Here is a 25,769-nt window from a genome sequence, read left to right on the forward strand (position 1 = left end):
CATGAAACAGTCACTCCAGCTACGGACCTCGCAACACCTGGCGCTCACGCCGCAGCTGCAGCAGTCGATACGTCTGCTGCAGCTGTCCACGCTTGAACTGCACCAGGAACTCGAGCATCTGCTGTCGGACAATCCGCTGCTCGAGCGGCTCGACGACCCGCTGGATAACTCGGTGCGGCTGCTGGCCGACGGCGCCATCGGCTCGAGCGCCGCGCCAGGCGAAGCGGCGCCCGAGCCAGGCGCGCAGGATGCGCCGCCGGCCGATGCGCCGTCCGCCGAAACCGAAAGCGGCGACGGCGACAGCGCGCCGGCCGAAAGCGGCGCCGACAGCGACGACTGGGGCGAGGCGGCGCGCAACAAGGCGCCCGACGACGAGGACTCGCGTCCGCAGCTCGAAGCGTCAGCGGTGACCCTGCGCGAGCACCTGATGGAGCAGATGCGCCTGGCGGTGCTGGGAGTGCGCGACCGCGCGCTGGTCGAACTGATGGTCGACGCGCTCGACGACAACGGCTACCTGACCGAGTCGCTCGAAGAAATCTTCGAGCGCATGCCGCCCGAACTCGAACTCGATCTCGACGAACTGAAGACGGCGCTGTCGCTGCTGCAAAGTTTTGATCCGGTCGGCGTCGGCGCGCGCAACGCGTCGGAATGCCTGGCGCTGCAGATCCGCCGCATGCCGGGCGTGCCGATGGTCACGCGGCGCATGGCGCTGAAGATCGTCACGGACCACCTGACGTGGTTCGCCCAGCGCGAATTCAACAAGCTGAAAAAATCGCTCGACTGCGACGACGAAGACCTGCGCGAGGCGCAGTGCGTGATTCGCCAGTGCAATCCTCACCCGGGCGCCGCGTTCGGTTCAGGTGCGTCAGACTACGTGGTGCCTGACGTCATCGTGCGCAAATCCAAGAACGGCTGGACGGTAACGCTGAACAACGAAGTGATGCCGCGGCTGCGCGTCAACAGCATGTACGCCAACTTGCTCAAGCAGGGCAAGGGCGAAGGGCAGATGGGCGCGCAGTTGCAGGAAGCCAAGTGGTTGATCAAGAATATGCGTCAGCGCTTCGATACGATCCTGCGCGTCGCGCAAGCTATTGTTGAGCGCCAGCGCAATTTCTTTTCCCACGGCGCAGTTGCGATGCGACCCCTTGTGCTGCGTGAAATTGCTGATACACTGGGTTTACACGAGAGTACTATTTCTCGGGTCACAACTCAGAAATACATGCTGACACCGCATGGAATGTTTGAGTTGAAATATTTTTTTGGTAGCCACGTCGCCACTGAAGCAGGAGGGGAAGCATCCTCGACGGCGATACGGGCACTCATCGTGCAACTGACAGGAGCAGAAGACCCTAAAAACCCACTATCAGACAGTAAGATTGCAGACATGCTGGGGGAACAGGGGATGGTCATTGCGCGGCGCACCGTCGCCAAGTACCGCGAAGCGCTGAAGATCCCGCCTGTGACTCTCCGGAAATGTCTGTAAAGTTTTTACGATGTTCCTCTGCGCTTATGACGCATGAACAGGAAGCGACATCATCAAAGGAGTGTGTATGAATCTCACAATCAGTGGACATCATCTTGAAGTGACACCAGCCATCCGCGATTACGTACAAGCCAAACTGGAGCGAGTGAAGCGACATTTCGATCAAGTCATCGACATTGCCGTGATCCTCACAGTGGACAATCTTACTGAAAAAGAAAAGCGGCAAAAAGCCGAAGTCAATCTGCGGTTACCGGGCAAGACTGTCAATGTCGCCAGCATGTCGCACGACCTGTATGCGGCGATCGATACACTGATCGACAAGCTGGATCGGCAGGTCATGAAGTACAAATCCCAGCTGCAGGAACATGGCCACAAGGCGATCAAGCACCTGCCTGAGGAACAGATCATCGCCGCTGCGTAAGCCGGCCGATCTTGCAAGCGAGGGCGCCGTCATGGCGCCCTTTTCAATTGTGGGGCGGGGCAGGGGTCTGACCCCTGCGCTACGATAGAATGCAGCTTTCTACATCGACAAGCACACCATGACCGACTTCGTCAAAACCCATGTTGCCAACGGCACCGGCGTCATCACGCTCGACCGTCCGCGTTCGCTCAATTCGCTGTCGCTCGACATGGTGCGCGCGCTGACCGACGCCCTGCTGGCCTGGCGCGACGATCCCCGGGTCGACGCTGTCGTGCTGCGCAGCAGCTCCGAAAAAGCCCTGTGCGCCGGCGGCGACATCCGTTTTTTCTACGACGTCGGCACCGCGCCGACCACCGGCGGCAGCGCCTCGCTGGAAGACTTTTTCACCGAGGAATACCGCCTCAACCATTTGATCTATCACTACCCGAAACCGTACGTCGCGTTGATGGACGGCGTCGTCATGGGCGGCGGCCTCGGCATTGCTGAAGCGGGCCCGAGCGGCCTGCGCGTCGTTACCGACGGCACCAAGATGGCGATGCCCGAAGTAAACATCGGCCTGTTCCCCGATGTCGGCGGCAGCTATTTCCTGTCGCGCGCGCCAGGCAAGCTGGGCTACTACTTGGGCCTGACCGGGCTCACCGTACGCGCCGCCGACGCGCTGTACGCCGGCCTGGCCGACACCTTCGTACCGCAGGCGCAGATGCCGGGGCTGGCGCAGTTGATCGAAGCGACGCCTGGCGCGCAGTTGCGCGACAAACTGATCGCCTTTGCCGCGCCGTTCGCCGCCGGCGCCGCCATGCTCGAAACCGAGCGCGCCACCATCGACCGTCACTTCGGTGCGTCAGGCGTGCAGGCGATCATGGATTCGCTGGCGTCCGACCAGGGCGAGTTCGCGCAGAAGGCGCTGGCGGCGATGGGCAAGCGCTCGCCGCTGCTGATGCGCGTCACGTTCGAGCTGCTGCAGCGCGGCGCGACGATGGACCTGGCCGGCTGCCTGCGCCTCGAGCGCGTGCTGGTGCGGCGTAATTTCGAGCACGGCGAAGTGCTCGAGGGCATACGCGCGCTGGTGATCGACAAGGACAATGCGCCGAAGTGGAATCCGCCGACGCTAGGTGAAGTGACGGACGAGATGGTGGCGAAGTTTTTCGCGTCGCCCTGGCCCGATCGCGCGCACCCGCTGCGCGAGCTGTAAGCTACTTTTTGGATTGCGACAGAGCCCGCAATATTTCAGGATCGCCTAAAACGCGGGCGCGATCGATAGCACTGCCGCCGTCGGTTCCATCGGTGAGATTGGGATCGGCGCCATAGCGCAACAAGACGTCGACCATTCGCCGGCGCTGGTTCGTCAACGGTGGTCCCGGCTGCCAGTTCTTGAGCAGCACACTTGTCAGCGGACGAAAGCGGTCATGCAGCAGATTCGGGTCTGCTCCGCGCGCGAGAAAATATTCCAACTTCTCGGCGCCGTAATTATCGACGGCGCAAAACAGGGTAGTGGGCGGTGCTGGCGCGTGCTTTTCAAGCAGCGCCATCATCGAGAAAAATTTTTTGAGATCCAGACGGCCTGCAACGCAATAGGCGATTGCCGGATCGCCCCGGTGTTCGAGCATCATGCGAACGATTTCTTCATTGCCCGCCTGGGTAGCCGCCGAGAGAATTAAATTGGCATCCGCACCCGGAATCTTGTTCGGCGATCGGCCCAGCAGCAAGCGTACCGCTTCGGTGCCTCTGTGTTCGCCGATGCCGTCGCTCATGTAATACCAGACGGAGAACTGTGCGCTGTCCTTCGCATCGATGGCGGCGCCGGCATCGAGTAACGCCCGTAGCACTTCGGCCTCACCCGACTTGGCGCCAAATAGCAACGCAGTTTCGCCGTGCTGGGGGTTATCGCCATGGATAGGCGCACCGCGCACCATATGCACGCCACGCTTCTTGTTGACGTCGGCGCCCGCCGCTATCATGGCCCTGACCTGCACGGCATCCCCACGATATGCAGCCTCCATGAGTGGAGTGCGAAGATCGGCCTCCCGGTGCTGGCAGGCGGCGAGTGCGAGTGCGCCGAATATCAACACCAGTTGTTTCAGTGTCACTGCTCGCATCGCAGGCAAGGGGAACGAACGCGCTTGAATCAGGACTGTTCGCGATGGCGCAGCACGACCCTTTCGGTCGGGCTGAAGTACGCCGCCAGCCGTTCGGCCATGTACACCGAGCGGTGCTGGCCGCCGGTGCAGCCGAGGGCCACCGTGAGGTAGCTGCGGTTATCGGTCTTGAACGAGGGTAGCCATTTTGCAATGAACGCCCGGATGTCTTCCAGCAGTTCGGTCGCGCTTGACTGCGCGTCGAGGAAGGCGATCACCGGCGCGTCCATGCCGGTGAGCGGGCGCAAGGTCAGGTCGTAATACGGGTTGGGCAGCGCGCGCACGTCGAACACGAAGTCGGCGTCGAGCGGCACGCCGAGCTTGAAGGCGAACGACTCGAAGAACAGCGTCAGTGGCGCGCGTTCGACCGCCACCAGTTCCTTGATCCACGCGCGCAGCTTGTTGGCCGACAGGTCGGACGTGTCGATCACGTGTCCGAGCTGCTCGATCGCCGACAGCCGTTCGCGCTCTTCGAGGATGCATTCGATCAGCGTGCGGCGCGACGCCGGATTTTCGTCGGGACGCAGCTGGTGCGACAGCGGGTGGCTGCGGCGCGTCTCGGAAAACCGCGCCACCAGTGAGTGGGTATTCGACGTCAGGAACATCACCTTGACATCGTGGCCGGCCTTTTTCAGGTCGTTGATGTTGGCCGGCAGGTCGACCAGCGACGCCGAACTGCGCGCGTCCACCGCGACGGCCAGGCTTTCGGTGCCTTCGTCGCCGATGGTGCGGACCAGATCTGGCAGCAGGGCGGGCGGCAGGTTGTCGACGCAATAGTAGCCGCCGTCTTCGAGGACGTTGAGGGCGACGGATTTACCCGAGCCGGAAATACCAGTGATGATTACGATGCGCATGGTATTGATGATACCGCAACGGGCGCGTGTTGTGGCGGGAGGGCCAGCTCAGCATGGGTTCCCGCCGGGAACGACGATTTTACGTGTGTTGGCTTTGAAACCGTCGTGCTCGCCATTGGTAAACCCGACTTCCCGCGCAGGCGGGAACCCCTACCATTCATGAGTAAGCGATGACGTTTTAGTCGCCGCTCATTGCCTGCCGTTGCCGCTCCATAAACTCCTGCAGCGTATCGATCCCGCGCAGCTGAAGAATCGTATTGCGCACCGCAGCCTCCAGCAGCACCGCGATGTTGCGACCAGCCGCCACAGGAATGACAACCTTGCGCACCGGCAGCCCCAGCACATCCTCGGTCGGAAACAGGAACGGTAGCCGCTCGACTTCTTCCTCGAGCGCACTGCGCCGCACCAGGTGCACGATCAGCTTGAGCCGCATCTTGCGGCGCACCGCGGTCTCGCCGAAGATCGCCTTGATGTCGAGCAGCCCCAGGCCGCGCACCTCGAGCAGGTTCTGCAGCAGCGCCGGGCAGCGTCCCTCGATCATGTTCGGCGCGATGCGCGAGAACTCGACCGCATCGTCGGCCACCAGGCCGTGGCTGCGCGAAATCAGCTCCAGGCCCAGCTCGCTCTTGCCAAGCCCGGAGTCGCCGGTAATCAGTACGCCAACGCCCAGCACGTCCATGAACACGCCATGCATGATGATGCGTTGCGCCAGTTTTTTCGACAGGTAGACGCGCAGGTAGTCGATCACCTGGGCGGCCGGCAGCGGCGTCGAAAACAGCGGGATGTTCTGCTCGTCGCAGATGGCGAGGATGTCGGGCGGCGTGTCGAGGCCCTGGGCGATGACCAGCGCCGGCGGCCCGCCGGCGATCAGCTCGCCGATGACGTGGGTGCGCGAACTCGATTTGAGGCGGTGGTAATAGTTGATTTCCTGGTGGCCAAACACCTGGATGCGGCCGGGGTGGATCAGGTTCAGGTGGCCGACCTGGTCGGCGGCGGAAGCCACGTCGCCGGAAATGAGCCGTTCGCCGCCGGGGAAACCGGCGAACCAGCCAAGCTGCAGGCTTTCGCGATTGTCGTCGTACAGCCGTTGAATCGTCAGCGGTGTTTGCAGCATGAACGGGTCTTCTGAAAAGTGGAGGGCGGCCAGCGCCCGGCACCGGGAAGTTTAACCCAACGCTTGCAGGCTAGGTTGCCAATTGATGATGCGCGCGTGCACCGACTTCGGGTCCGGATCGGTCGTCAGCGCGGTGCGGAACGCGTCGTCGGAGAACATTTCGGCGATCTCGGACAGGATCTCGAGGTGCTGCTGCGTGACGTGGTCGGGAATGAGCAAGAAAAACAGCAGGTTGACCGGCTGTCCGTCGGGCGACTCGAACGGGATCGGTTCGGCCAGGCGCACGAAAGCGGCCAGCGGCGCCTTCAGGCTCTTGCTGCCCTTGATACGGCCATGCGGCACGGCAACGCCATGGCCCAGTCCGGTCGAGCCGAGTCGTTCGCGCGCAAACAGATTGTCCGAGACCGTCGAGCGGGCGATGCCGCAGTTGTTCTCGAAAATCAGGCCGGCCTGTTCGAATGCGCGCTTTTTGCTGGAAACTTCCAGATCCAGCAGCACGTTCTCAAGTGATAATATTTTGCTGAGGTTAGTCATAACAGAATCAATGGTGCAGTGCACAAAGGTGCTTGCGAGCCAGAATTATAGGCCTGTTTTTGCGCTGTGTAATTCGAATTCTTTACCCGGTACGGTTCAACGATGCGACATCGATGCAGGATTCACGCTATTCGTGCGTGGTAATACCGTCAATAGTGGTCCTTGATCTCGTTGAGTTTAATCAAACGCTTATTGACGCGCGTTACGCAAGTTAGGTGGACGGCCACTGGTAAAGTTGGTGCGCCACGGGTTGATGTCGAGCCCGCCGCGACGGGTATACCGGGCGTAGACGGCCAGTTTTTGCGGCCGGCATTCGCGCATGATGTCGACAAAGATGCGCTCGACACACTGCTCGTGGAACTCGTTGTGCTCGCGAAAGCCGATCAAGTAGCGCAGCAGGCCCTCCTGCTCGATCTGCGGGCCGACGTAATGGATCTGCACGCTGGCCCAGTCCGGCTGCCCGGTGACCAGGCAGTTCGACTTGAGCAGGTGCGACACCAGCTTCTCCTCGACCGGCGCCTCGTGGTGATTGGCCGACAGCAGCGCTGGCGCCGGCGAATACTGGTCCACCTCGAGGTCGAGCCGGTCCAGCAGTACGCCGTCGAGTTCGCCCATCTTCAAGGTCGGGAAGTTCTCCGGCAACGTCAGCGCCACCTGCACCGGCGCGCCGAAGCCGGTGGCCAGGTCCTCGCGCAGCAGCGCCAGCAGCGCTTCCTCGTTGGCCAGGCGGGTCTGGTTAAACGAATTGAGGTACAGCTTGAATGACTTCGACTCGACGATGTTGGGCGAATCGGCCGGCGCCGTGATGGTGGCGATCGCCACCTGCGGCTTGCCGCGCATGTTCAGCCACGACACCTCGTAGGCGTTCCAGATATCGACGCCGAAAAAGGGCAAGGTGCCGGTCAGCTGCAGCTCGTCGCGCTTGCCCTGGCGCGGAATCGGGAACAACAGGTCCGGCGCATAGTGCGTCTGGTAAGCGGAAGTTTTGCCCAGCGGCGATTGGTCAGCAGTAGTAGTCATATGTTTTCTAAAAGGAGGGGCCACCGCAGGGGTCTGACGGGGACGCCGAGTTCCGGTTCTTGGGTCAGACCCCGGAGTTGCTGGCGCCAACACAACCGGGGTCAGACCCTAAAAGAAAAATCGGGTCAGACCCCTAGCGTTCATCCCAGGAACAGCTTGTAGACCGGATTCGAGCTCTCGTCCCAGTGGCGGTAACCGAGCGTGGTGAGGAACTCGCGGAAGCTCCCCATTTCCTCGGCCGGCACCTGCAGCCCGACGAGGATGCGGCCAACGTCGCCGCCCTGGTTACGGTAGTGGAACAGCGAAATATTCCAGTTCGGCGCCATGCTGTCGAGGAAGCGCATCAGCGCGCCTGGCCGTTCCGGAAACTCGAAACGATACAGCAGCTCGTCGTGCGCGAGCGCACTCTTGCCGCCGACCAAATGGCGGATGTGCAGCTTGGCCAGCTCGTCGTGCGTCAGGTCGAGGGTGCGGAAGTCGTGCTCCTCGAACGAGCGCGCCAGCACGCCGGACTCGCCGCGGCTGGCAATCTGGATGCCGACAAACACGTGTGCCTCGCGCTCGTCGCTGACGCGGTAGTTAAATTCGGTCACGTTGCGCGGACCCACCAGCTGGCAGAAGCGCTTGAAGCTGCCGCGCTGCTCGGGAATCGTCACCGCGAACACCGCCTCGCGCGATTCGCCCAGCTCGGCGCGCTCGGCAACAAAGCGCAGTCGGTCGAAATTCATGTTGGCGCCGCAGGCGATCGCCACCAGGCTTTCGTTGCGCACGGGATTGCGCGACAGCGCGGCGCGCTCCACATACGCCTTGGCGCCGGCCACCGCCAACGCGCCGGCCGGCTCGAGAATGCTGCGTGTATCCTGGAACACGTCCTTGATGGCCGCGCAGATGGCGTCGGTGTCGACGATGATGATCTCGTCGACCACCTCCTTGGCCATGCGGAAAGTTTCTTCACCGACCAGGCGCACCGCTGTGCCGTCCGAGAACAGGCCGACGTCCGGCAAGGTGACGCGCACGCCGGCTTTCAGGCTGCGCGCCATCGCGTCCGAATCGTTGGTCTGCACGCCGATGATCTTGATGTCGGGCCGGATCGCCTTGACGTAGGCGCCGATGCCGGCGATCAGCCCGCCGCCGCCGATGGCGACGAAAATGGCGTGGATCGGGCGCGAATGCTGGCGCAGGATTTCCATGCCGATGGTGCCCTGGCCGGCAATCACGTCCGGATCGTCGAACGGGTGCACGAAGGTCAGCTTCTGCTCCTTTTCCAGCGTCAGCGCGTGGTCGTAGGCGTCGGTGTAGGACTCGCCGTGCAGGACCACCTCGACGCTGGCGCCGCCGCGCTCGCGCACCGCGTCGATCTTCAGCTGCGGCGTGGTGGTCGGCATCACCACCAGCGCGCGGCAGCCGAGCTTGGCCGCCGACAGCGCCACACCCTGCGCGTGGTTGCCGGCCGAGGCGCAGATCACGCCGCGCTTGCGTTGGCCGTCGGACAGGTTCGCCATCTTGTTGTAGGCGCCGCGCAGCTTGAAGCTGAACACGCTTTGCATGTCTTCGCGCTTGAAGTAAATGCGGTTGTCGAAGCGCTGCGACAGCAGGGGCGCCAGTTCAAGCGGCGTTTCGCTGGCAACGTCATACACGCGCGAGGTCAGGATTTTTTTGAGATAGTCGATAGTCATGGTCTGCGGACAAGTAGGTTCTGGGCCGAAATTCGGAATGTGCGGGACGATGCGGCGGACTGTTCTCGTCGGCGGATGACCGAGGCGGGCAGTACGATGGCGGCGCGCGGGTGGCGGGCTCGGCGTATCGTGACGGGGCAAGAAGTTTTCGTCATTATAATAGACCTCTACCTCAGCCCTCAAAGTGCCTCGATGATCGAATCCGTAGTTATCTGGCTGCTCAAGACTCTTGCCGCCCCGGCAGTCGGACTGACTTCTGTATTCATCATCAGCTTCGTTTCCGCCACCCTGGTCCCGCTCGGCTCCGAGCCGGCCGTGTTCGCCGTGGTCAAGGCCAACGAAGCGATGTTCTGGCCGGCCATCCTGGTCGCCACCGTCGGCAACACGCTCGGCGGCGCATTCGACTATTTCCTCGGCTACCGCGCCAAGGTCGCTTTCGCCAAGGAACGCGAGACCCGCTGGTTCGCCTGGCTGGCCCGTTACGGCCCCAAGACCATGCTGCTGTCCTGGGTGCCGGGCATCGGCGACCCGCTGTGCACGATGGCCGGCTGGCTGCACATGCCGTTCTGGTCCAGCGTCGGCTACATGATGATCGGCAAGTTCGCCCGCTATGTGACGATGACCGCGCTGCTGATGTACGTCCCGGACGGCTTCTGGAAGCAGTTGGCGCACCTGGTCGGCTAACCAGCCTGCATGTACTAACGCTGCCTGCACGAAAGGCCGCGGGCCGGCGACGCCGGGGTAAAGCAACATTGCCGAACATTCAATCACAAAAGCGCTGGTGATCCTGCAAGTATTCGCTCAGGGGGAAAGTTTCTGAATTTTAAACGGTCTCGGCCGTTTCCGATGCCCTTCGGATTGCCGGGGCCTCTCCAGCGTTGTGCAGCGCAATACGCTAGAATGGACTTTCTCAGGGTCCAGCCAGAATAGTCCAAGTACACATGAACGCCCCCGCACATCTCCAGGCATTGCTGTCCGAAACGCCGAACGGTCCCGCCGCTACGCGTCTGCGTGAAATTCCTTACAACTATACGTCGTTTTCGGACCGCGAGATCGTCATTCGACTGCTCGGCGAATCGTCGTGGCAGCTGCTCGACAGCCTGCGCGGTTCACGCCAGACCGGCCGCTCGGCGCGCATGCTGTACGAAGTGCTGGGCGACATCTGGGTGGTGCGGCGCAATCCCTACCTGCAAGACGACATGCTCGACAACCCGAAGCGGCGCCAGGAACTGATCGATGCGCTGCATCATCGGCTCGCCGAAGTCGACAAGCGCCGCCTGGCCATCGAAGGCGCCGACGATACCGATCCGGTCGTCGCGCGCACCCGCAGCGACAACGTCGAACTGCTGCTGGCAGCGGCCCGCAAGGCGGTCGACGATTTCGGCCTGGAATTCCGCGATACCTACGACCTGCGCAAGCGCACTTACAAGGTGCTCGGCCGTTACACCGACAAGCAAAACATCCGCTTCGACGGCATCAAGCGCGTCTCGCACGTGACCGACGCCACCGACTGGCGCGTCGAATACCCGTTCGTCGTGCTCACGCCCGACACCGAAGACGAAATGGCCGGCCTGGTCAAGGGCTGCATCGAGCTCGGCCTGACCATCATCCCGCGCGGCGGCGGCACCGGCTACACCGGCGGCGCCATTCCGCTCACGCCGATGTCGGCCGTCATCAACACCGAAAAACTGATCGACCTCGGCCAGGTCGAGATGACCATGCTGCCTGGCGTCGACCGCGAATACGCCACCATCTATTCGGGCGCCGGCGTGGTCACCAAACGCGTCTCGGACGCTGCCGACAAGGCCGGCTTCGTGTTCGCCGTCGATCCGACCTCGGCCGAAGCGTCCTGTATCGGCGGCAACATCGCGATGAACGCCGGCGGCAAGAAGGCCGTGCTGTGGGGCACCGCGCTCGACAACCTGGCGTCGTGGAAGATGGTCGACCCGAACGGCGACTGGCTCGAAGTGACGCGGGTGGACCACAACCTGTCGAAGATTCACGACGCGCCGGTGGCCACCTTCAAGCTCGAGTGGACGCACCCGAACGTGCGCGGCGAATCGAAGGACGCGCCGTTCAAGACCGAAATGCTGACCATCGAAGGGCGCAAGTTCCGCAAGGAAGGCCTCGGCAAGGACGTCACCGACAAGTTCCTGTCCGGCCTGCCCGGCATCCAGAAGGAAGGCTGCGACGGCCTCATCACGTCGGCGCGCTGGATCCTGCACAAGATGCCGAAGTTTGCCCGTACCGTCTGCCTCGAATTTTTCGGCCAGGCGCGCGACGCCATTCCATCCATCGTCGAAATCAAGGATTACCTCGACGGCCTGCCGGCCAAGGGCGGCGCCCAGTTCGCCACCGTGCGCCTGGCCGGTCTCGAGCACCTCGATGAGCGCTACCTGCGCGCGGTTGGCTACGCCACCAAGTCCAAGCGCGCCGTGCTGCCGAAAATGGCGCTGTTCGGCGACATCGTCGGCGACGACGAAAACGCGGTGGCGCAAGCTGCCTCCGAAGTGGTGCGCATCGCCAACACGCGCGTCGGCGAAGGCTTCGTTGCCGTCAGTGCCGAAGCGCGCAAGAAGTTCTGGCTCGACCGCGCCCGCACCGCCGCCATCGCCAAGCACACCAACGCCTTCAAGATCAACGAAGACGTCGTCATTCCGCTCAACCGCATGGGCGAATACACCGACGGCATCGAGCGCATCAACATCGAGCTGTCGATCAAGAACAAGTTGCAGCTGGTTGAACAGCTGCGCGGCTTTTTTGCTGCCGGCAATCTGCCGGTCGGCAAAAGCGACGACGCCAGCGGCGAGTCGATCGGCGCCGCCGAAATGCTGGGCGACCGCGTGCCGCAGGCCGACGCCGTGCTGGCCGAATCGGAAGCGCGCTGGCGCTGGATCCTGGCCAGCCTCGACCTGCCGCTGGCCGCTTCCACCGACAAGCTCTACAAGCTCGGCCTGCAGCATCTCGACACCGCCTTCGAGGCGCGCCTGGCCGAGCAGCCCGACGCCACCGTCTTCGACGTGGTGCAGGACCGCACCGTGCGCATCTCGTGGAAGCAGGAAATCCGCGCGCAGATGCGGCAGATCTTCAACGGCGCCGCCTTCAAGCTGATCCTTGACGAGCTGACGGCGATCCACGCCAAGGTGCTGCGCTCGCGCGTGTTCGTCGCGCTGCACATGCACGCCGGCGACGGCAACGTCCACACCAACCTGCCGGTCAATTCGGACGACTACGCCATGCTGCAGGACGCCCACCAGGCGGTCGGCCGCATCATGAAGCTGGCGCGCTCGCTCGACGGCGTCATTTCCGGCGAACACGGCATCGGCATCACCAAGCTCGAGTTCCTGACCGAAGACGAAATCAGCGAATTCCGTGACTACAAGTTGCGCATTGACCCGGAAGGGCGCTTCAACAAGGGCAAGCTGCTCAACCTGGAAGGCTTCGGCGCCGACTTGCGCAACGCCTACACGCCGTCGTTCGGCCTGATGGGCCACGAATCGCTGATCATGCAGCAAAGCGATATCGGCGAGATCGCCAACAGCATCAAGGATTGCCTGCGCTGCGGCAAATGCAAGCCGGTGTGCACCACCCACGTGCCGCGCGCCAACTTGCTGTACTCGCCGCGCGACAAGATTCTCGCCACCTCGGCGCTGATCGAAGCCTTCTTGTACGAAGAGCAGACCCGCCGCGGCGTGTCGATCAAGCACTGGGAAGAGTTCGAGGACGTCGCCGACCATTGCACCGTGTGCCACAAGTGCGTCACGCCGTGCCCGGTCAATATCGACTTCGGCGACGTCTCGATGAACATGCGCAACCTGCTGCGCAAGATGGACAAGAAGAGCTTCAAGCCGGCCAACGCGGCGGCGATGTTCTTTCTCAACGCCACCGACCCGACGACCATCAACGCCACCCGCGCGGCGATGGTCGGGGTCGGCTTCAAGGCGCAACGGCTGGGCAACACCTTGCTGAAGAAGTTTGCTAAAAAGCAGAGCAAGGCGCCGCCGCCGACCACCGGCAAGCCGCCGGTGCGCGAGCAGGTGATCCACTTCATCAACAAGAAGATGCCGGGCAACCTGCCGAAGAAGACAGCGCGCGCGCTGCTCGACATCGAGGACGACAAGGTCATTCCGATCATCCGCAATCCAAAGCTGACCAACGCCGATACCGAGGCGGTGTTCTACTTCCCTGGCTGCGGCTCGGAGCGCCTGTTCTCGCAGGTTGGCCTGGCGACCCAGGCGATGCTGTGGGAAGTCGGCGTGCAGACCGTGTTGCCGCCCGGCTACCTGTGCTGCGGCTATCCGCAGCGCGGCGCCGGCCAGTACGACAAGGCCGACAAGATGATGACGGACAACCGCGTGCTGTTCCACCGCATGGCCAACACGCTCAACTATCTCGACATCAAGACGGTGCTGGTGTCGTGCGGCACCTGCTACGACCAGCTCGCCACCTACGAATTCGACAAGATTTTCCCTGGCTGCCGCATCATGGACATCCACGAGTACCTGCTGGAGAAGGGCGTCAAGCTCGAGGGCGTCAACGGCACCCGCTACATGTACCACGAGCCGTGCCACAACCCGATGAAGCTGCAGGATTCGGGCAAGACCATCAATGCGCTGGTCTCGACGGTCGACAACGTCAAGATCGAAAAGAACGACCGCTGCTGCGGCGAGTCCGGCACCTTCGGCATTTCGCGGCCCGACATCGCCACGCAAGTGCGCTTCCGCAAGGAAGAAGAAATGGTCAAGGGCGCCGACAAGCTGCGCGCCGACGGCTTCACCGGCGAGGTCAAGATCCTCACCAGCTGCCCGTCGTGCCTGCAGGGGCTGAAACGCTACGACGACGACTCCGGCACCACCGCCGACTACATCGTCATCGAGATCGCCAGGCACTTGCTGGGCGAGAACTGGCTGCCGGAATACGTGGCGCGCGCCAACAACGGCGGCATTGAAAGGGTACTGGTGTGAGTGATGCGGCACACCGATGCGAACTGTGCGACCTGAAAGTTCAGCCCGTCTTCCGCAACGACCAGCTGGCGGTGATCCAGGTCGACGATGCGGCCTATCCCGGTTTCTGCCGGGTGGTGTGGAACGACCACGTCAAGGAAATGAGCGACCTGGCGCCGGATGACCGGACGGCCCTGATGGACGCCGTCTGGAACGTCGAGCAGGCCATGCGCAGCGTGATGGCGCCCGACAAGATCAACCTGGCCAGCCTGGGCAACATGACGCCGCATTTGCACTGGCACGTCATTCCCCGCTACGCCGGCGACGCGCATTTCCCCAATCCCGTGTGGAGCGAGGTGGTGCTGCGCACGACCGACGAGCCCGTGCTGGCCGCGCGCCGCGCGCTGCTACCCCAACTAAATGCGGAGATCGTCCGCCGGATGAGTGAATAAATGACCAAGATCCCGACCGAACTGGCGGTGCGCCAGAAGTCCCGCGTGCTCGACATGACGTTCGACGACGGCGTGTCGTTCTCGCTGCCGTTCGAATATCTGCGCGTGTATTCGCCATCGGCCGAGGTGCGCGGGCATGGTGCCGGCCAGGAAGTTCTGCAGCTCGGCAAGCGCGACGTCAACATTACCGCGCTCGAGCCGGTCGGCAACTACGCCGTCAAGCCAACGTTTTCCGATGGACACGACACCGGCCTGTACACTTTCGACTACCTGTACAAGCTCGGCAGCGAGCAGGCTGCGCTGTGGCAGGACTACCTGCAGCGCCTGGCCGACGCCGGCCTGGCCGGAGACAGCGGCCGCGCGCCCGGCGCCGCCATCGCCGGCGCGCCCACCAAAGCCCCCAGCTGCGGACACAGCCACTAACTTTGGTTCGACCACGACACTAAGCATCGTCGTGCTCGCCGTTGGCGAGCACGACGATGTTCGTGGTTTCTTCCACGCGCCGACGCTCTGTTGGCGCTTGTATAATGCAACGAACTCAACGGCGCATCTACCATGACCAATACCACCCATTTCGGCTACAAGACCGTTTCCGAGGACGACAAAGTCCACGAAGTCGCCAAGGTTTTCCACTCGGTGGCGTCGAAGTACGACGTGATGAACGACCTCATGTCGGGCGGCCTGCATCGCATCTGGAAAACCTTCACCATCGCCAAGGCAGGCGTGCGCCCCGGCTTCAAGGTGCTCGACATCGCTGGGGGCACCGGCGACCTGTCCAAGGCATTCGCCAAACAGGCCGGCCCCAGCGGCGAAGTTTGGCTCACCGACATCAACGAGTCGATGCTGCGCGTCGGCCGCGACCGTCTATTGAATAACGGTCTTGTCACCCCAACATTGCTGTGTGATGCGGAAAAATTGCCGTTTCCCGACAATTACTTCGATCGCGTCAGCGTCGCCTTCGGCCTGCGCAACATGACCCACAAGGACCAGGCGCTGGCCGAAATGCGCCGCGTACTGAAGCCGGGCGGCAAGTTGCTGGTGCTGGAGTTCTCCAAAGTGGCAACCGCGCTGCAAAAGCCGTACGATGTGTATTCGTTCTCGGTGCTGCCGTGGCTGGGCCAGAAGATTGCCGGCGATGCCGACAGCTACCGTTACCTGGCCGAATCGATCCGCATGCACCCGGACCAGGAAACGCTGAAGACGATGATGCAAGACGCAGGACTGGAACGGGTCGACTATTACAACCTCACGGCAGGCGTGGCCGCTCTCCACACCGGCATTAAATTTTAGGATGATGACCATGAAAAAATTCTTAGCCAGCATGATGATCGCCGTGACCGCCATGGCGATGGTTGCCGAAGTGACTGCCAAGCCGCTCGGCGGCGGCCGCTCGATCGGGCGCCAGTCGCCGAACGTGACGCGCCAGCAAGCCGCTCCTGCGCCGGCGCAGGCCCAGCGCCAGGCGCCGGCTCCGGCCGCCGCAGGCGCACCGGCCGCCGCGCCGAAGCCGGCCATGCCATGGAAAGGCATCCTCGGCGGCGCCTTGCTCGGCCTTGGCCTGGGCGCACTGTTATCGAACATGGGCATCGGCGCGGGACTGGCCAGCGCCATCAGCTCGATCCTGATGATCGCGCTGCTGGCCGGCGCGGTGTATTTCATCTACCGCATGTTCCGCCGCAAGACGGCAGCGCCGGCGCGTTCCGGCTTCCAGCCTTCCACGGCCGGCAACACGCCGGAAATCGGTTCCGGCCTGCTGCAGAAGGCGCCTTACCAGCCGGCCCAGCAGCCAGCATCGGGCGGCTACGGCCAGCCGGCGGTGCAGTGGGGCGTGCCGTCCGACTTCGACGCCGACGCCTTCCTGCGCCACGCCAAGCTGTCGTTCATCCGCATGCAGGCGGCCTGGGACAAGGCCGACGTCAACGACCTGCGCGAGTTCACCACGCCGGAAGTGTTTGCCGAACTGAAGATGCAGATCCAGGAACGCGGCGCCAGCGCCGACTTCACCGACGTCGTCAAGATCGACGCCGAACTGCTCGGCATCGAGACGATCAGCGACGAATACGTTGCCAGCGTCAAGTTCACCGGCCAGATCAAGTCGGCGCCGGACGCCCAGCCGGAGCCGCTGGCCGAGGTATGGAACATGTCGAAGCCGGTCAATGGCAGCGCCGGCTGGGTGCTGGCAGGGATCCAGCAGCTGGCGTAATTTTTTCGGCAAAGTTTCTAAGGTGCCGGGATTCCCGCCGGCAAACTGGTAAGATCAAGACCGCCCGCCTTATCCCGGGCGGTTTTCTTTTGTAAAGCGGTCATCCATGTCACCTGCGCGTCCATCGATATTTCCCGGCAGCCTAGCTGCGCCCGCCGTTGCGGCGATCAACCATCTGCTGGCGCAGGAAGCCTGGGCCAGGGATGCGCTCGCCCTGCACGCCGGCAAGGTGGCGCTGATCGACGCCGGCAGCCTGGCCGTGCGCATGCTCGTCACGCGCGACGGCATGCTGGCCGCGGCCGGCGCCGACCAGGCGCCCAACGTGACGATCCGCATGAAGCTGGCCGACCTGCCGCTGATCGCCCAGAACCGCGACCGCGCTTTTTCCTACGTCAAGATCGAAGGCGATGCCGAGTTTGCCAACAGCATCTCGCAGCTGAGCAAGGGTTTGCGCTGGGAAGCCGAGCACGACCTGGAGCGCTTCGCCGGGCCGATCGCCGCCACCCGCATCGTCGGCGGCGCCCGCGGGCTGTTCGCCGCCGCGCTGTCGACCCACCGCAAGCTGACTGAAAACCTGGCCGAATACTTCGTCGAGGAGCAGCCGGTGCTGGTGCGCCCGGCAATGCTGGAAGAGCACGCCGCCGGCATCACGCGCCTGCGCGACGACGTCGAGCGCGCCGCCAAGCGGCTGGCCAAACTGGAACAGAAGCTGGCGCCGGGCAGCGCCATCGACACAACGACGACCCGCGGCAGCGGGCAACAAACTCTGGATATTTAATGATATTGAAATTCCTGCGCCTGCTGAAGATCCTCCGGGTCGCCACCAAGTACGGCCTCGACGAAATTGCCATCTCCGGCCTCAAAGTGCCGCGTACCGCCAAGCTGATCGACACCGTCATTTTCTGGCGCGACATTTCCGCCCCGCGCGGCGTGCGCCTGCGCCTGGCGCTGGAAGAACTCGGCCCGATCTTCGTCAAGTTCGGCCAGGTGCTGTCGACCCGGCGCGACCTGATGCCGCCCGACATGGCCGACGACCTCGCCATGCTGCAGGACCGCGTGCCGCCGTTCGATTCCGACCTGGCCATCGCGCAGATCACCCGCTCGCTCGGCGCCCACCCCAACCAGCTGTTCGCCAGCTTCGAGCGCGATCCGGTGGCGTCCGCCTCTATCGCCCAGGTCCACTTCGCGGTGCTGAAAAACGGCAAGGAAGTTGCCGTCAAGGTGCTGCGTCCCGGCATGAAGAAGTCGATCGACGAAGACGTCGCCCTGATGCACATCGCCGCCGGCTGGATCGAGCGCCTGTGGGCCGAAGGCAAGCGCCTCAAGCCGCGTGAAGTGGTCGGCGAATTCGACAAGTACCTGCATGACGAGCTCGACCTGATGCGCGAGGCGGCCAACGCCAGCCAGCTGCGCCGCAATTTCGCCAACTCGACCTTGCTGATGGTGCCGGAAATGTACTGGGACTACTGCTCCAGCAGCGTCATCGTGATGGAGCGCATGCACGGCATTCCGGTCTCGCAGATCGAGCGCCTGGCCGCCGAAGGCGTCGACCTCAAAAAACTCTCGAGCGACGGCGTCGAAATCTTCTTCACCCAGGTGTTTCGCGACGGCTTCTTCCACGCCGACATGCATCCCGGCAACATCCTCGTGTCGGTCGCGCCGGCCACGTTCGGCCGCTACATCGCGCTCGACTTCGGCATCGTCGGCACGCTCAATGATTTCGACAAGGATTACCTGTCGCAAAACTTCCTCGCCTTCTTCCGCCGCGACTACAAGCGCGTGGCCGAAGCGCACATCGAATCGGGCTGGGCCCCGGCCGACACCCGCGTCGACGAACTCGAGTCGGCCGTGCGCGCCTGCTGCGAGCCGATCTTCGACCGGCCGCTGAAGGACATCTCGTTCGGCCAGATCCTGCTGCGCCTGTTCCAGACCTCGCGCCGCTTCAACGTCGAAGTGCAGCCGCAACTGGTGCTGCTGCAAAAGACGCTGCTCAACATCGAGGGCCTCGGGCGCCAGCTCGACCCGAACCTCGACTTGTGGAAGACTGCCAAGCCGTACCTTGAGCGCTGGATGGGCGACCAGGTCGGCGTGCGCGGCATGTGGGACCGCATGAAGGACGAGGCGCCGCGCTACGCCCACATCCTCCCGCAGCTGCCGCGCCTGGTGCACCGCGCGCTGGAAAACTCGCAGTCCAACCGCGGCGACACCGAGCTGCTCCGGCTGCTGGTACTCGAGCAGCGCCGCACCAACCGCATGCTCGGCTTCGTCGTCTATTTCGCGGCCGCGCTCGGCATCGGCCTGGCGGCCATCCAGCTGTACCTGCACTTCCAGTCGGCGGTCTAGCATGGCCGACTTCGCCAGCCGCGATCCGAACAGCCCAGCCTTCTGGGACGAGCGCTTCGAGCGCGGCTTCACGCCGTGGGACCGCGGCGGCGTGCCGCAGGCGCTGCAAGCGTTTGTTGCCCGCGAGGGCAGGGCGCTGACCACCCTGATTCCTGGCTGCGGCGCCGCCTACGAGCTGGCCTACCTGGCCGGGCAAGGCTGGGACGCGACGGCCATCGACTTCTCGCCGGCGGCGGTGGCAACGGCGCAAGCCGGGCTGGGCCAGTGGGCCGACCGTGTGGTGGAGGCCGATTTCTTCACCTACGCGCCTGCCGCGCCGCTCGGGCTCATCTACGAGCGCGCCTTCCTGTGTGCCTTGCCGCGCGCCATGTGGCCGCGGGTAGCGGCGCGCTGGGCCGAGCTGCTGGCGCCGGGCACGCGCCTGGCCGGCTTCTTCTTTTTCGACGACGCGCCGAAAGGCCCGCCGTTCGGCATTGAACGCGCCGGCCTCGACGCGCTGCTGACGCCCCATTTCGACTGCATCGAAGACGCCGAAGTGAGCGACTCGATCGCCGTCTTCGCCGGCAAGGAACGCTGGATGATCTGGCAGCGCCGTTAAACGCTGGTGTCAGGTCTGACACCAGCTTTTTCGCTTATCGCGTCAGCGGCAGAATGCGCTCTTTCAGGATCTTGTACTGCGCATCCATCATGTCCTGATTCGGGTCGTGCCCGACGCGCTCGAGCAGCACCAGGCCCTTCTGCGGCGCCCTGATGCTCTCGTAATAGCGTTGCGCCAGCTCGGGCGGCGCGACCAGGTCGTGCGCGCCCTCGACAAAAAACATCGGTATCGCAAAATCGGTCCCCAGCTTCGGCAAGTCCAGCTGCGACAGCATGCCGTCACCCTTCATGCCGACGAAACTGATGAACGAATAATCCTCGCCGGCCTCGTAGTCGGCCTGCGCTTTCGGCGTGGTGTATTCGGCCGCCATCTTCCACCAGGCCGCCGGCGCCGGCGTCGACACCTTCGCCTCGTACTTGCGGCTGACCCGGCGTACTTTGCCGAAAGAGCGCGGGTCGGTCCACGGCGGCGCGCCAACGCCTTCGAGCACCGCCAGCGACGCCTTGTCGTCCGCCGCGCGCGCCAGCCCCATCAGTTTGGCGTAGCTGGCCGCGCCGTTCTCCCGCTCGTTCACCAGTTGCGCCGTGCCCAGGTAGGCATGAAACAGTTCCGGATGCGCCTTGGCCATGTGCACCCCCAGGATCGAGCCCCACGAGCTGCCCCACAGGATCACTTTCTGCTTGCCGAAGCGCGCCGCCAGGTAGCGCGCAACCTCGACGCCGTCGTCGCGCATCTGCTCGATGCTGAGCCTGGAATCGGCCGGCGGCGTGCTGCGCCCGTACGTCATGCCGGTGCCGCGCTGGTCCCACTGCACCACCGTGAACTGCTCGTTCCATCCGCCGAACAACTGGTCGGCAAAAGGACTTAGTGGATTGCCGGGGCCGCCATGAATGACCAGGATGACCGGATTGGCGCAACTGTCGCCCCTGACGGTGATCCACTGCTCGATGCCACCGATGGCGACAAACCCTTTCTCGTCGACTTTGCCCTGCTTGGCGACGCACGCCGGCGCCAGGCTGGTGGCCGCACTCGCGCCAAGGCTGAGCAGCAGCGCGGCGACACAAAACGATAGCTTGAACATGGTTGATCCCGTCAATGAATTGGCAATTGCCTAAGCCCAATATACGGAAAGTTGCGGCACCGGTCGACTGTCAGAAAGCGCAGCGCGAAAAAAAGCCCGCTTGCGCGGGCTCCTCAAATTGCATCTTCTTGTATGCCGTGCGGCGAATGAACGCGCAGGTTTCTGTTTCTTGAGGTGGCCACCAGGGGCCATACCTTCAACGGCATGCGTTGATAGATGCTATTGAATCATTACAGTTGGCCCTCGGCAAAGACATTTTCGATCCGCCGCCGTAAAAACAACACCGGCCGGCCACATCGACCGATCGTGCCGGGCCGCTGTCGGCCGCCTTTCTCTATTAACGGGCAATGCCGGGCTTAAAAGCTTTATAATTCAGGGTTTTGACGATTTTTGCGGAGCTCTCGATGCCGATTTACGCCTACCGCTGCGATGAATGCGGTTTTGCCAAGGATGTGTTGCAGAAGATGTCCGATCCCGTTCTGACAGTCTGCCTGTCGTGCGGCAAGCCAAGTTTTAAGAAGCAACTGACCGCCGCCGGCTTCCAGCTCAAGGGAACCGGCTGGTACGCCACCGATTTCCGCGGAGGCGCCAAGCCGTCCACCGGTGTTGCCAGCGGCCCCGCCGATGGCAGCGCCGCGGCGCCGGCGGCGTCCGCGCCAGCGGCGGCCACTCCAGCCGCCACCCCGGCTGCGGCGCCCGCCAAGCCATCCGGCGGCAGCACCACCTGAAGCGGCAAGGACGCCGGCGCCGCCGGTTCCCGCCGACATTAACCCGAGAGATCAATGCGTAAATATTTCATTACCGGATTACTGATTCTGGTCCCGCTCGCCATCACGGCCTGGGTCCTGAACCTGGTGATCAGCACAATGGACCAGTCGCTGTTGATCGTGCCCGAGCGCTGGCAGCCGCACACCCTGGTCGGCTTCGATATTCCCGGCCTGGGCACCATCCTGACGATCGCCATCGTGTTCCTGACCGGCGTGCTGACCAACAACCTGGTCGGCAACTACGTCGTCAGGCTGTGGGAGCGCCTGCTGCACCGCATTCCCGTGGTCAGCTCGCTGTACGGCAGCGTCAAGCAGGTATCCGACACGCTGTTCTCGTCGTCCGGCAACGCGTTTCGCAAGGCCGTGCTGCTGCCATACCCGCACGCCAATTCCTGGACCATCGGCTTTCTGACCGGCACCCCCGGAGGCGACGTCAGGAACCACCTGGTGGGCGACTTCGTCAGTATCTACGTGCCGACCACGCCGAATCCGACGTCGGGCTTTTTCCTGATGATGGAGCGCAGCCAGGTCATCGAACTCGACATGACAGTCGACGCCGCTCTCAAGTACATCGTCTCGATGGGCGTCGTCGCCCCCGAATATTTGCCGACAACACCATCGGCGCCGGCATCGGCGCCCACTGAATTAACCAACCTGGATCGAAAATAATATGTCCACCATGCGTACTCACTACTGCGGCCTTGTCACTGAAGAACTGCTGGGCCAATCCGTCAGCCTGTGCGGCTGGGTGCATCGCCGCCGCGACCACGGCGGCGTCATCTTCATCGACCTGCGCGACCGCGAAGGCCTGGTGCAAATCGTCTGCCATCCGGATAACGCCGACGTCTTCAAGGCGTCCGAAGCGGTCCGCAACGAGTACTGCCTGCGCATCACCGGCGTGGTCACCAATCGCCTCGAAGGCACCGTCAACAGCAACCTCAAGTCGGGCAAGATCGAGATCACCGCAACGAACGTCGAAGTGCTCAACGCCTCCGTCGCGGTGCCGTTCCAGTTAGACGACGACAACCTGTCCGAGACCACCCGCCTGACCCACCGCGTGCTCGACCTGCGCCGCCCGCAGATGCAGAACAACCTGCGCCTGCGCTACAAGGTGACGATGGAAGTGCGCAAGTACCTCGACGCGCTCGGCTTCATCGACATCGAAACGCCGATGCTGACCAAGTCCACGCCCGAAGGCGCGCGCGACTACCTGGTGCCGTCGCGCGTCAACGCCGGCAAGTTCTTCGCGCTGCCGCAGTCGCCGCAGCTGTTCAAGCAGCTGCTGATGGTGGCCAACTTCGACCGCTACTACCAGATCACCAAGTGCTTCCGCGACGAAGACCTGCGCGCCGACCGCCAGCCTGAATTCACCCAGATCGACTGCGAGACGTCGTTCCTGACCGAGCAGGAGATCCGCGACCTGTTCGAGGACATGATCCGCGTCGTCTTCAAGAACACGCTCGACATCGACCTGCCGAACCCGTTCCCGGTGATGGACTACTACCAGGCGATGGGCCTGTATGGTTCGGACAAGCCGGACATGCGCGTGAAGATGGAATTCACCGACCTGACCGAAGTGATGAAGGACGTCGACTTCAAGGTCTTCGCCGGCGTCGCCAATTCGGTCGGCGGGCGTGTGGTCGGCCTGCGCGTGCCGCAGGGCGGCAACATGCCGCGTTCCGAGATCGACGCCTACACCCAGTTCGTCGGCATCTACGGCGCCAAGGGCCTGGCTTACATCAAGGTCAACGAGGCAGCCAAGGGCCGTGACGGCCTGCAGTCGCCGATCGTCAAGAACCTGCACGACGAAGCGCTGGCCAAGATCATCGCCCAGACCGGCGCGCAAGACGGCGACCTGATTTTCTTCGGCGCCGACAAGGCCAAGGTCGTCAACGACGCCATCGGCGCGCTGCGCGTGAAGATCGGCCACTCCGACTTCGGCAAGAAGGCAGGCCTGTTCGACGACGTGTGGAAGCCATTGTGGGTAATCGACTTCCCGATGTTCGAGCATGACGAAGAGTCGGGCCGCTGGAACGCCACGCACCACCCGTTCACGGCGCCGAAAGACGGCCACGAAGACATGCTGGAAACCGATCCGGGCGCCTGCATCTCGAAGGCGTACGACATGGTTCTGAACGGATGGGAACTGGGCGGCGGTTCGATCCGTATCCACCGCGAAGAAGTCCAGAGCAAGGTATTCCGCGCGCTGAAGATCGACGCCGAAGAAGCCCAGCTCAAGTTCGGCTTCCTGCTCGACGCGCTGCAGTACGGCGCGCCGCCGCACGGCGGCCTGGCGTTTGGCCTCGATCGGATCGTCACGATGATGACCGGCTCGGACTCGATCCGCGACGTCATCGCGTTCCCGAAAACCCAGCGCGCCCAGTGCCTGCTGACCAACGCGCCGTCCGAAGTCGACGAGAAGCAGCTCAAAGAGCTGCACATCCGCCTGCGTAACGCGGAGCCGAAAGTCGCGTAACATCGACTGGTAGGAAAATCGGAGGCCGGGCTTTTTTTCGCACACTGTGCGAGAATCAGCCTGGCCTTTTTTTCGAAGGCCGCAGACGACAATCGGTTGGGGTCAGGTCTGATATTCGGACATTTGGATTCTTAAATGTTCGAATGTCAGACCTGACCCCAGCCCTCGCTAACCCGTGAAAATCTAGCCGCCGTTCCAACGTGCCCCACAAAATCCCCGAATCCGTCCTGGTCGTCATCCACACTCCCGCCCTGGAGGTGCTGCTCATCGAGCGCGCCGACCGGCCTGGGTTCTGGCAATCGGTCACCGGCTCTCTTGATGCGCCCGATGAAGCGCTGATCGATACCGCCACGCGTGAGCTGTTCGAGGAAACCGGCATCATCGCCGACGGCGCCGGCATCGTGCTGCGCGACTGGGGCCTGTCCAACATCTACGAAATCTACCCGGTCTGGCGCCACCGCTACGCCCCCGGCGTCACCCATAACACCGAACATGTCTTCAGCGTTTGCGTGCCGCGCGATGCCGCCGTCACCTTGAGTCCGCGCGAGCACCTGAACTATGCCTGGCTGCCGTATCTCGACGCGGCCGACAGCTGTTTCTCATCGTCGAATGCCGAAGCTATCCTGCAGCTGCCCAACCACTTCAAGGCGGAGTAACCGTTGCGATTCACACTCACCACGATGCTCGCCTTGTTGGTCGCCCTGCCGGCACTGGCTCAGAGTTCCTACCCCAACACCGACAATTTTGGCGTGCCGGTCGATCGCGACGCCGGCTGGTACATGGAATGCATGCGTGTCAAGCATGTCGGTCCGCCCGCGATTCCAACCACCTCGCCGCCGGCCGCGTGCAACGCCAGCGGCGCGTATTACGACAAGCTGGATCAGGCCATTACCAGTGCCGCGGAGTGGGGCCGGGTACGCAGCTGCGCAATTGCCAGCAACGACACGGCGGTTCTGGCGATGCTGTACGCGAACGGCCTTGGCGTGAAACGCGACGTGGCGCGGGCCACGCGCTACGCATGCAGCACGGCGGCGGCGATGGCGGAGACGGATGGTCGCGTCAACCATCTGTTGAAACTGCGCGCGGGCGAGCGCTTCGACCATTGCGACGATATCACCAGCGGCATGATGGGCGGCGTCTGCGCCGGCATCGATTCCACGCGCGCCGACAAGGTCCGCAAGGTTTTCCTGGCGCGGGTTCGGCGTGAACTGCCGGCGCCGCACAAGCCGGCGTTTGATCGCCTGGTGAAATCCGGCGCAGCTTTCGCCACCGCCCATGCAAGCGATGAAACATCTACGGGCGGGACTGGGTACGCAGGCTTTGTGATCGCCGCCGAGGCGCGCGAGAACGAATGGCTTCGAGAACATCTGGCCGCGTTCGAGAAAAACCGTTTTGACCTGCCGCCGTCTTCCCGATTCGACGCGGACGACGCCGAACTAAACCGCGTCTACGCGGAGCTGATCAAATCGGATCGCAGCGACCGCGTCGCCGCTGCCGCCATCCGCGCCACGCAGCGAAGCTGGCTCGCCTATCGCGACGCCTGGGTCGCCTTTGCCACCCTGCGCTACCCGCTATTGCCGGCCGATTCACTCAAGGCGGTGCTGACGCAATGGCGTATCAAGCAGCTGAAGCGACTTTAGTCGGAACGCGTGCACGACCTGCAGCCGGA

Annotated in this window: 24 protein-coding genes; 17 read left to right on the forward strand and 7 right to left on the reverse strand. The window is 63.3% G+C overall.

Features of this window, described 5'->3' with window-relative positions:
* The first annotated feature begins 1 nt into the window (after position 1).
* The 3 genes from CR105_RS15590 (at position 2) to CR105_RS15600 (ending at position 3,096) form a co-directional block, all read left to right on the forward strand.
* A complete protein-coding gene (locus tag CR105_RS15590; protein ID WP_099789748.1) occupies positions 2-1,483 on the forward strand; it encodes an RNA polymerase factor sigma-54 in 1,482 nt (493 codons plus the stop codon).
* Positions 1,484-1,550: 67 nt separating this feature from the next.
* Positions 1,551-1,904, forward strand: coding sequence for a ribosome hibernation-promoting factor, HPF/YfiA family (gene hpf, locus CR105_RS15595; protein WP_099789751.1), 354 nt, complete (start codon positions 1,551-1,553; stop codon positions 1,902-1,904).
* Positions 1,905-2,022: 118 nt separating this feature from the next.
* The gene (locus CR105_RS15600; protein ID WP_099789754.1) at positions 2,023-3,096 is read left to right on the forward strand and encodes an enoyl-CoA hydratase/isomerase family protein; all 1,074 of its coding nucleotides are present in this window, start codon (positions 2,023-2,025) and stop codon (positions 3,094-3,096) included.
* Position 3,097: 1 nt separating this feature from the next.
* On the opposite strand, the gene CR105_RS15605 is transcribed toward CR105_RS15600, so the two are convergent.
* The 6 genes from CR105_RS15605 to ilvA all read right to left on the reverse strand — a co-directional run bounded on the left by CR105_RS15605 (position 3,098) and on the right by ilvA (position 9,237).
* On the reverse strand, positions 3,098-3,991 hold the full coding sequence (locus CR105_RS15605) for an ankyrin repeat domain-containing protein (RefSeq protein WP_131021708.1): 894 nt from the start codon (positions 3,989-3,991) through the stop codon (positions 3,098-3,100).
* 38 nt (positions 3,992-4,029) lie between these two features.
* Positions 4,030-4,893, reverse strand: a complete 864-nt coding sequence (gene rapZ, locus CR105_RS15610) for an RNase adapter RapZ (protein WP_099789760.1) — start codon at positions 4,891-4,893, stop codon at positions 4,030-4,032.
* A 178-nt stretch (positions 4,894-5,071) separates the two neighbouring features.
* Positions 5,072-6,007 (reverse strand): HPr(Ser) kinase/phosphatase, encoded by a 936-nt coding sequence (gene hprK / locus CR105_RS15615; protein ID WP_099789763.1) that lies wholly within the window; start codon positions 6,005-6,007, stop codon positions 5,072-5,074.
* Between the two features lie 51 nt (positions 6,008-6,058).
* Positions 6,059-6,541, reverse strand: coding sequence for a PTS sugar transporter subunit IIA (locus CR105_RS15620; protein WP_099789766.1), 483 nt, complete (start codon positions 6,539-6,541; stop codon positions 6,059-6,061).
* A gap of 189 nt (positions 6,542-6,730) precedes the next feature.
* Positions 6,731-7,561, reverse strand: coding sequence for an NADPH-dependent 7-cyano-7-deazaguanine reductase QueF (gene queF, locus CR105_RS15625; protein WP_099789768.1), 831 nt, complete (start codon positions 7,559-7,561; stop codon positions 6,731-6,733).
* A gap of 140 nt (positions 7,562-7,701) precedes the next feature.
* A complete protein-coding gene (gene ilvA, locus CR105_RS15630; RefSeq protein WP_099789771.1) occupies positions 7,702-9,237 on the reverse strand; it encodes a threonine ammonia-lyase, biosynthetic in 1,536 nt (511 codons plus the stop codon).
* Positions 9,238-9,429: 192 nt separating this feature from the next.
* Between ilvA and CR105_RS15635 the strand changes: the two genes are divergently transcribed.
* The 9 genes from CR105_RS15635 (at position 9,430) to CR105_RS15675 (ending at position 19,776) form a co-directional block, all read left to right on the forward strand.
* Complete coding sequence (locus CR105_RS15635; protein ID WP_099789773.1) at positions 9,430-9,921, forward strand: YqaA family protein; 492 nt, start codon at positions 9,430-9,432, stop codon at positions 9,919-9,921.
* Positions 9,922-10,178: 257 nt separating this feature from the next.
* Entirely contained in the window at positions 10,179-14,201 is a 4,023-nt protein-coding gene (locus CR105_RS15640) for a DUF3683 domain-containing protein (RefSeq protein WP_099789776.1), read from the forward strand.
* Positions 14,198-14,632 carry an HIT family protein gene (locus CR105_RS15645; protein ID WP_099789779.1) on the forward strand — a complete coding sequence of 145 codons (435 nt, stop codon included), beginning with the start codon at positions 14,198-14,200 and terminating at the stop codon, positions 14,630-14,632. Before CR105_RS15640 ends, CR105_RS15645 begins: the two co-directional genes overlap by 4 nt.
* The gene (locus tag CR105_RS15650) at positions 14,633-15,055 is read left to right on the forward strand and encodes a gamma-butyrobetaine hydroxylase family protein (protein WP_099789782.1); all 423 of its coding nucleotides are present in this window, start codon (positions 14,633-14,635) and stop codon (positions 15,053-15,055) included. It abuts the gene before it with no gap.
* Positions 15,056-15,187: 132 nt separating this feature from the next.
* Positions 15,188-15,922 (forward strand): bifunctional demethylmenaquinone methyltransferase/2-methoxy-6-polyprenyl-1,4-benzoquinol methylase UbiE, encoded by a 735-nt coding sequence (gene ubiE, locus CR105_RS15655; protein WP_099789784.1) that lies wholly within the window; start codon positions 15,188-15,190, stop codon positions 15,920-15,922.
* A 4-nt stretch (positions 15,923-15,926) separates the two neighbouring features.
* Entirely contained in the window at positions 15,927-16,835 is a 909-nt protein-coding gene (locus CR105_RS15660) for a Tim44 domain-containing protein (protein ID WP_099789930.1), read from the forward strand.
* Positions 16,836-16,941: 106 nt separating this feature from the next.
* Complete coding sequence (locus CR105_RS15665; RefSeq protein WP_099789787.1) at positions 16,942-17,613, forward strand: ubiquinone biosynthesis accessory factor UbiJ; 672 nt, start codon at positions 16,942-16,944, stop codon at positions 17,611-17,613.
* Positions 17,613-19,178 carry a ubiquinone biosynthesis regulatory protein kinase UbiB gene (gene ubiB, locus CR105_RS15670; protein WP_099789790.1) on the forward strand — a complete coding sequence of 522 codons (1,566 nt, stop codon included), beginning with the start codon at positions 17,613-17,615 and terminating at the stop codon, positions 19,176-19,178. Before CR105_RS15665 ends, ubiB begins: the two co-directional genes overlap by 1 nt.
* A 1-nt stretch (position 19,179) precedes the next feature.
* Positions 19,180-19,776, forward strand: coding sequence for a methyltransferase domain-containing protein (locus CR105_RS15675; protein WP_099789793.1), 597 nt, complete (start codon positions 19,180-19,182; stop codon positions 19,774-19,776).
* A gap of 34 nt (positions 19,777-19,810) precedes the next feature.
* Here CR105_RS15675 and CR105_RS15680 read toward each other — a convergent pair whose 3' ends face one another.
* Positions 19,811-20,857, reverse strand: coding sequence for an alpha/beta fold hydrolase (locus tag CR105_RS15680; protein ID WP_099789796.1), 1,047 nt, complete (start codon positions 20,855-20,857; stop codon positions 19,811-19,813).
* 404 nt (positions 20,858-21,261) lie between these two features.
* Here CR105_RS15680 and CR105_RS15685 point away from each other — a divergent pair, with 404 nt between their 5' ends.
* The 5 genes from CR105_RS15685 (at position 21,262) to CR105_RS15705 (ending at position 25,740) form a co-directional block, all read left to right on the forward strand.
* A complete protein-coding gene (locus CR105_RS15685) occupies positions 21,262-21,585 on the forward strand; it encodes an FmdB family zinc ribbon protein (protein ID WP_099789932.1) in 324 nt (107 codons plus the stop codon).
* A gap of 54 nt (positions 21,586-21,639) precedes the next feature.
* On the forward strand, positions 21,640-22,293 hold the full coding sequence (locus CR105_RS15690) for a DUF502 domain-containing protein (RefSeq protein WP_099789799.1): 654 nt from the start codon (positions 21,640-21,642) through the stop codon (positions 22,291-22,293).
* Between the two features lie 10 nt (positions 22,294-22,303).
* Positions 22,304-24,100 carry an aspartate--tRNA ligase gene (aspS, locus tag CR105_RS15695; RefSeq protein ID WP_180288217.1) on the forward strand — a complete coding sequence of 599 codons (1,797 nt, stop codon included), beginning with the start codon at positions 22,304-22,306 and terminating at the stop codon, positions 24,098-24,100.
* A 200-nt stretch (positions 24,101-24,300) separates the two neighbouring features.
* The gene (nudB, locus tag CR105_RS15700; protein WP_099789805.1) at positions 24,301-24,756 is read left to right on the forward strand and encodes a dihydroneopterin triphosphate diphosphatase; all 456 of its coding nucleotides are present in this window, start codon (positions 24,301-24,303) and stop codon (positions 24,754-24,756) included.
* 3 nt (positions 24,757-24,759) lie between these two features.
* Positions 24,760-25,740, forward strand: a complete 981-nt coding sequence (locus CR105_RS15705; protein WP_131021707.1) for a lysozyme inhibitor LprI family protein — start codon at positions 24,760-24,762, stop codon at positions 25,738-25,740.
* Positions 25,741-25,769: the final 29 nt, after the last annotated feature.

It is taken from the genome of Massilia eurypsychrophila, from assembly GCF_002760655.1.
Classification (GTDB): domain Bacteria; phylum Pseudomonadota; class Gammaproteobacteria; order Burkholderiales; family Burkholderiaceae_D; genus JAFCUW01.

What these genes read in the sequence shown, in the direction of transcription:
- CR105_RS15640 (WP_099789776.1), top strand. Translation starts at nt 10,179, where the DNA reads ATGAACGCCCCCGCACATCTCCAGGCATTGCTGTCCGAAACGCCGAAC.
- rapZ (WP_099789760.1), bottom strand. Translation starts at nt 4,893, where the DNA reads ATGCGCATCGTAATCATCACTGGTATTTCCGGCTCGGGTAAATCCGTC.
- CR105_RS15590 (WP_099789748.1), top strand. Translation starts at nt 2, where the DNA reads ATGAAACAGTCACTCCAGCTACGGACCTCGCAACACCTGGCGCTCACG.
- queF (WP_099789768.1), bottom strand. Translation starts at nt 7,561, where the DNA reads ATGACTACTACTGCTGACCAATCGCCGCTGGGCAAAACTTCCGCTTAC.
- CR105_RS15650 (WP_099789782.1), top strand. Translation starts at nt 14,633, where the DNA reads ATGACCAAGATCCCGACCGAACTGGCGGTGCGCCAGAAGTCCCGCGTG.
- ilvA (WP_099789771.1), bottom strand. Translation starts at nt 9,237, where the DNA reads ATGACTATCGACTATCTCAAAAAAATCCTGACCTCGCGCGTGTATGAC.
- CR105_RS15620 (WP_099789766.1), bottom strand. Translation starts at nt 6,541, where the DNA reads ATGACTAACCTCAGCAAAATATTATCACTTGAGAACGTGCTGCTGGAT.
- hpf (WP_099789751.1), top strand. Translation starts at nt 1,551, where the DNA reads ATGAATCTCACAATCAGTGGACATCATCTTGAAGTGACACCAGCCATC.
- ubiB (WP_099789790.1), top strand. Translation starts at nt 17,613, where the DNA reads ATGATATTGAAATTCCTGCGCCTGCTGAAGATCCTCCGGGTCGCCACC.
- CR105_RS15660 (WP_099789930.1), top strand. Translation starts at nt 15,927, where the DNA reads ATGACCATGAAAAAATTCTTAGCCAGCATGATGATCGCCGTGACCGCC.
- CR105_RS15635 (WP_099789773.1), top strand. Translation starts at nt 9,430, where the DNA reads ATGATCGAATCCGTAGTTATCTGGCTGCTCAAGACTCTTGCCGCCCCG.
- CR105_RS15685 (WP_099789932.1), top strand. Translation starts at nt 21,262, where the DNA reads ATGCCGATTTACGCCTACCGCTGCGATGAATGCGGTTTTGCCAAGGAT.
- CR105_RS15665 (WP_099789787.1), top strand. Translation starts at nt 16,942, where the DNA reads ATGTCACCTGCGCGTCCATCGATATTTCCCGGCAGCCTAGCTGCGCCC.
- hprK (WP_099789763.1), bottom strand. Translation starts at nt 6,007, where the DNA reads ATGCTGCAAACACCGCTGACGATTCAACGGCTGTACGACGACAATCGC.
- ubiE (WP_099789784.1), top strand. Translation starts at nt 15,188, where the DNA reads ATGACCAATACCACCCATTTCGGCTACAAGACCGTTTCCGAGGACGAC.
- CR105_RS15690 (WP_099789799.1), top strand. Translation starts at nt 21,640, where the DNA reads ATGCGTAAATATTTCATTACCGGATTACTGATTCTGGTCCCGCTCGCC.
- CR105_RS15675 (WP_099789793.1), top strand. Translation starts at nt 19,180, where the DNA reads ATGGCCGACTTCGCCAGCCGCGATCCGAACAGCCCAGCCTTCTGGGAC.
- aspS (WP_180288217.1), top strand. Translation starts at nt 22,304, where the DNA reads ATGCGTACTCACTACTGCGGCCTTGTCACTGAAGAACTGCTGGGCCAA.
- CR105_RS15600 (WP_099789754.1), top strand. Translation starts at nt 2,023, where the DNA reads ATGACCGACTTCGTCAAAACCCATGTTGCCAACGGCACCGGCGTCATC.
- CR105_RS15680 (WP_099789796.1), bottom strand. Translation starts at nt 20,857, where the DNA reads ATGTTCAAGCTATCGTTTTGTGTCGCCGCGCTGCTGCTCAGCCTTGGC.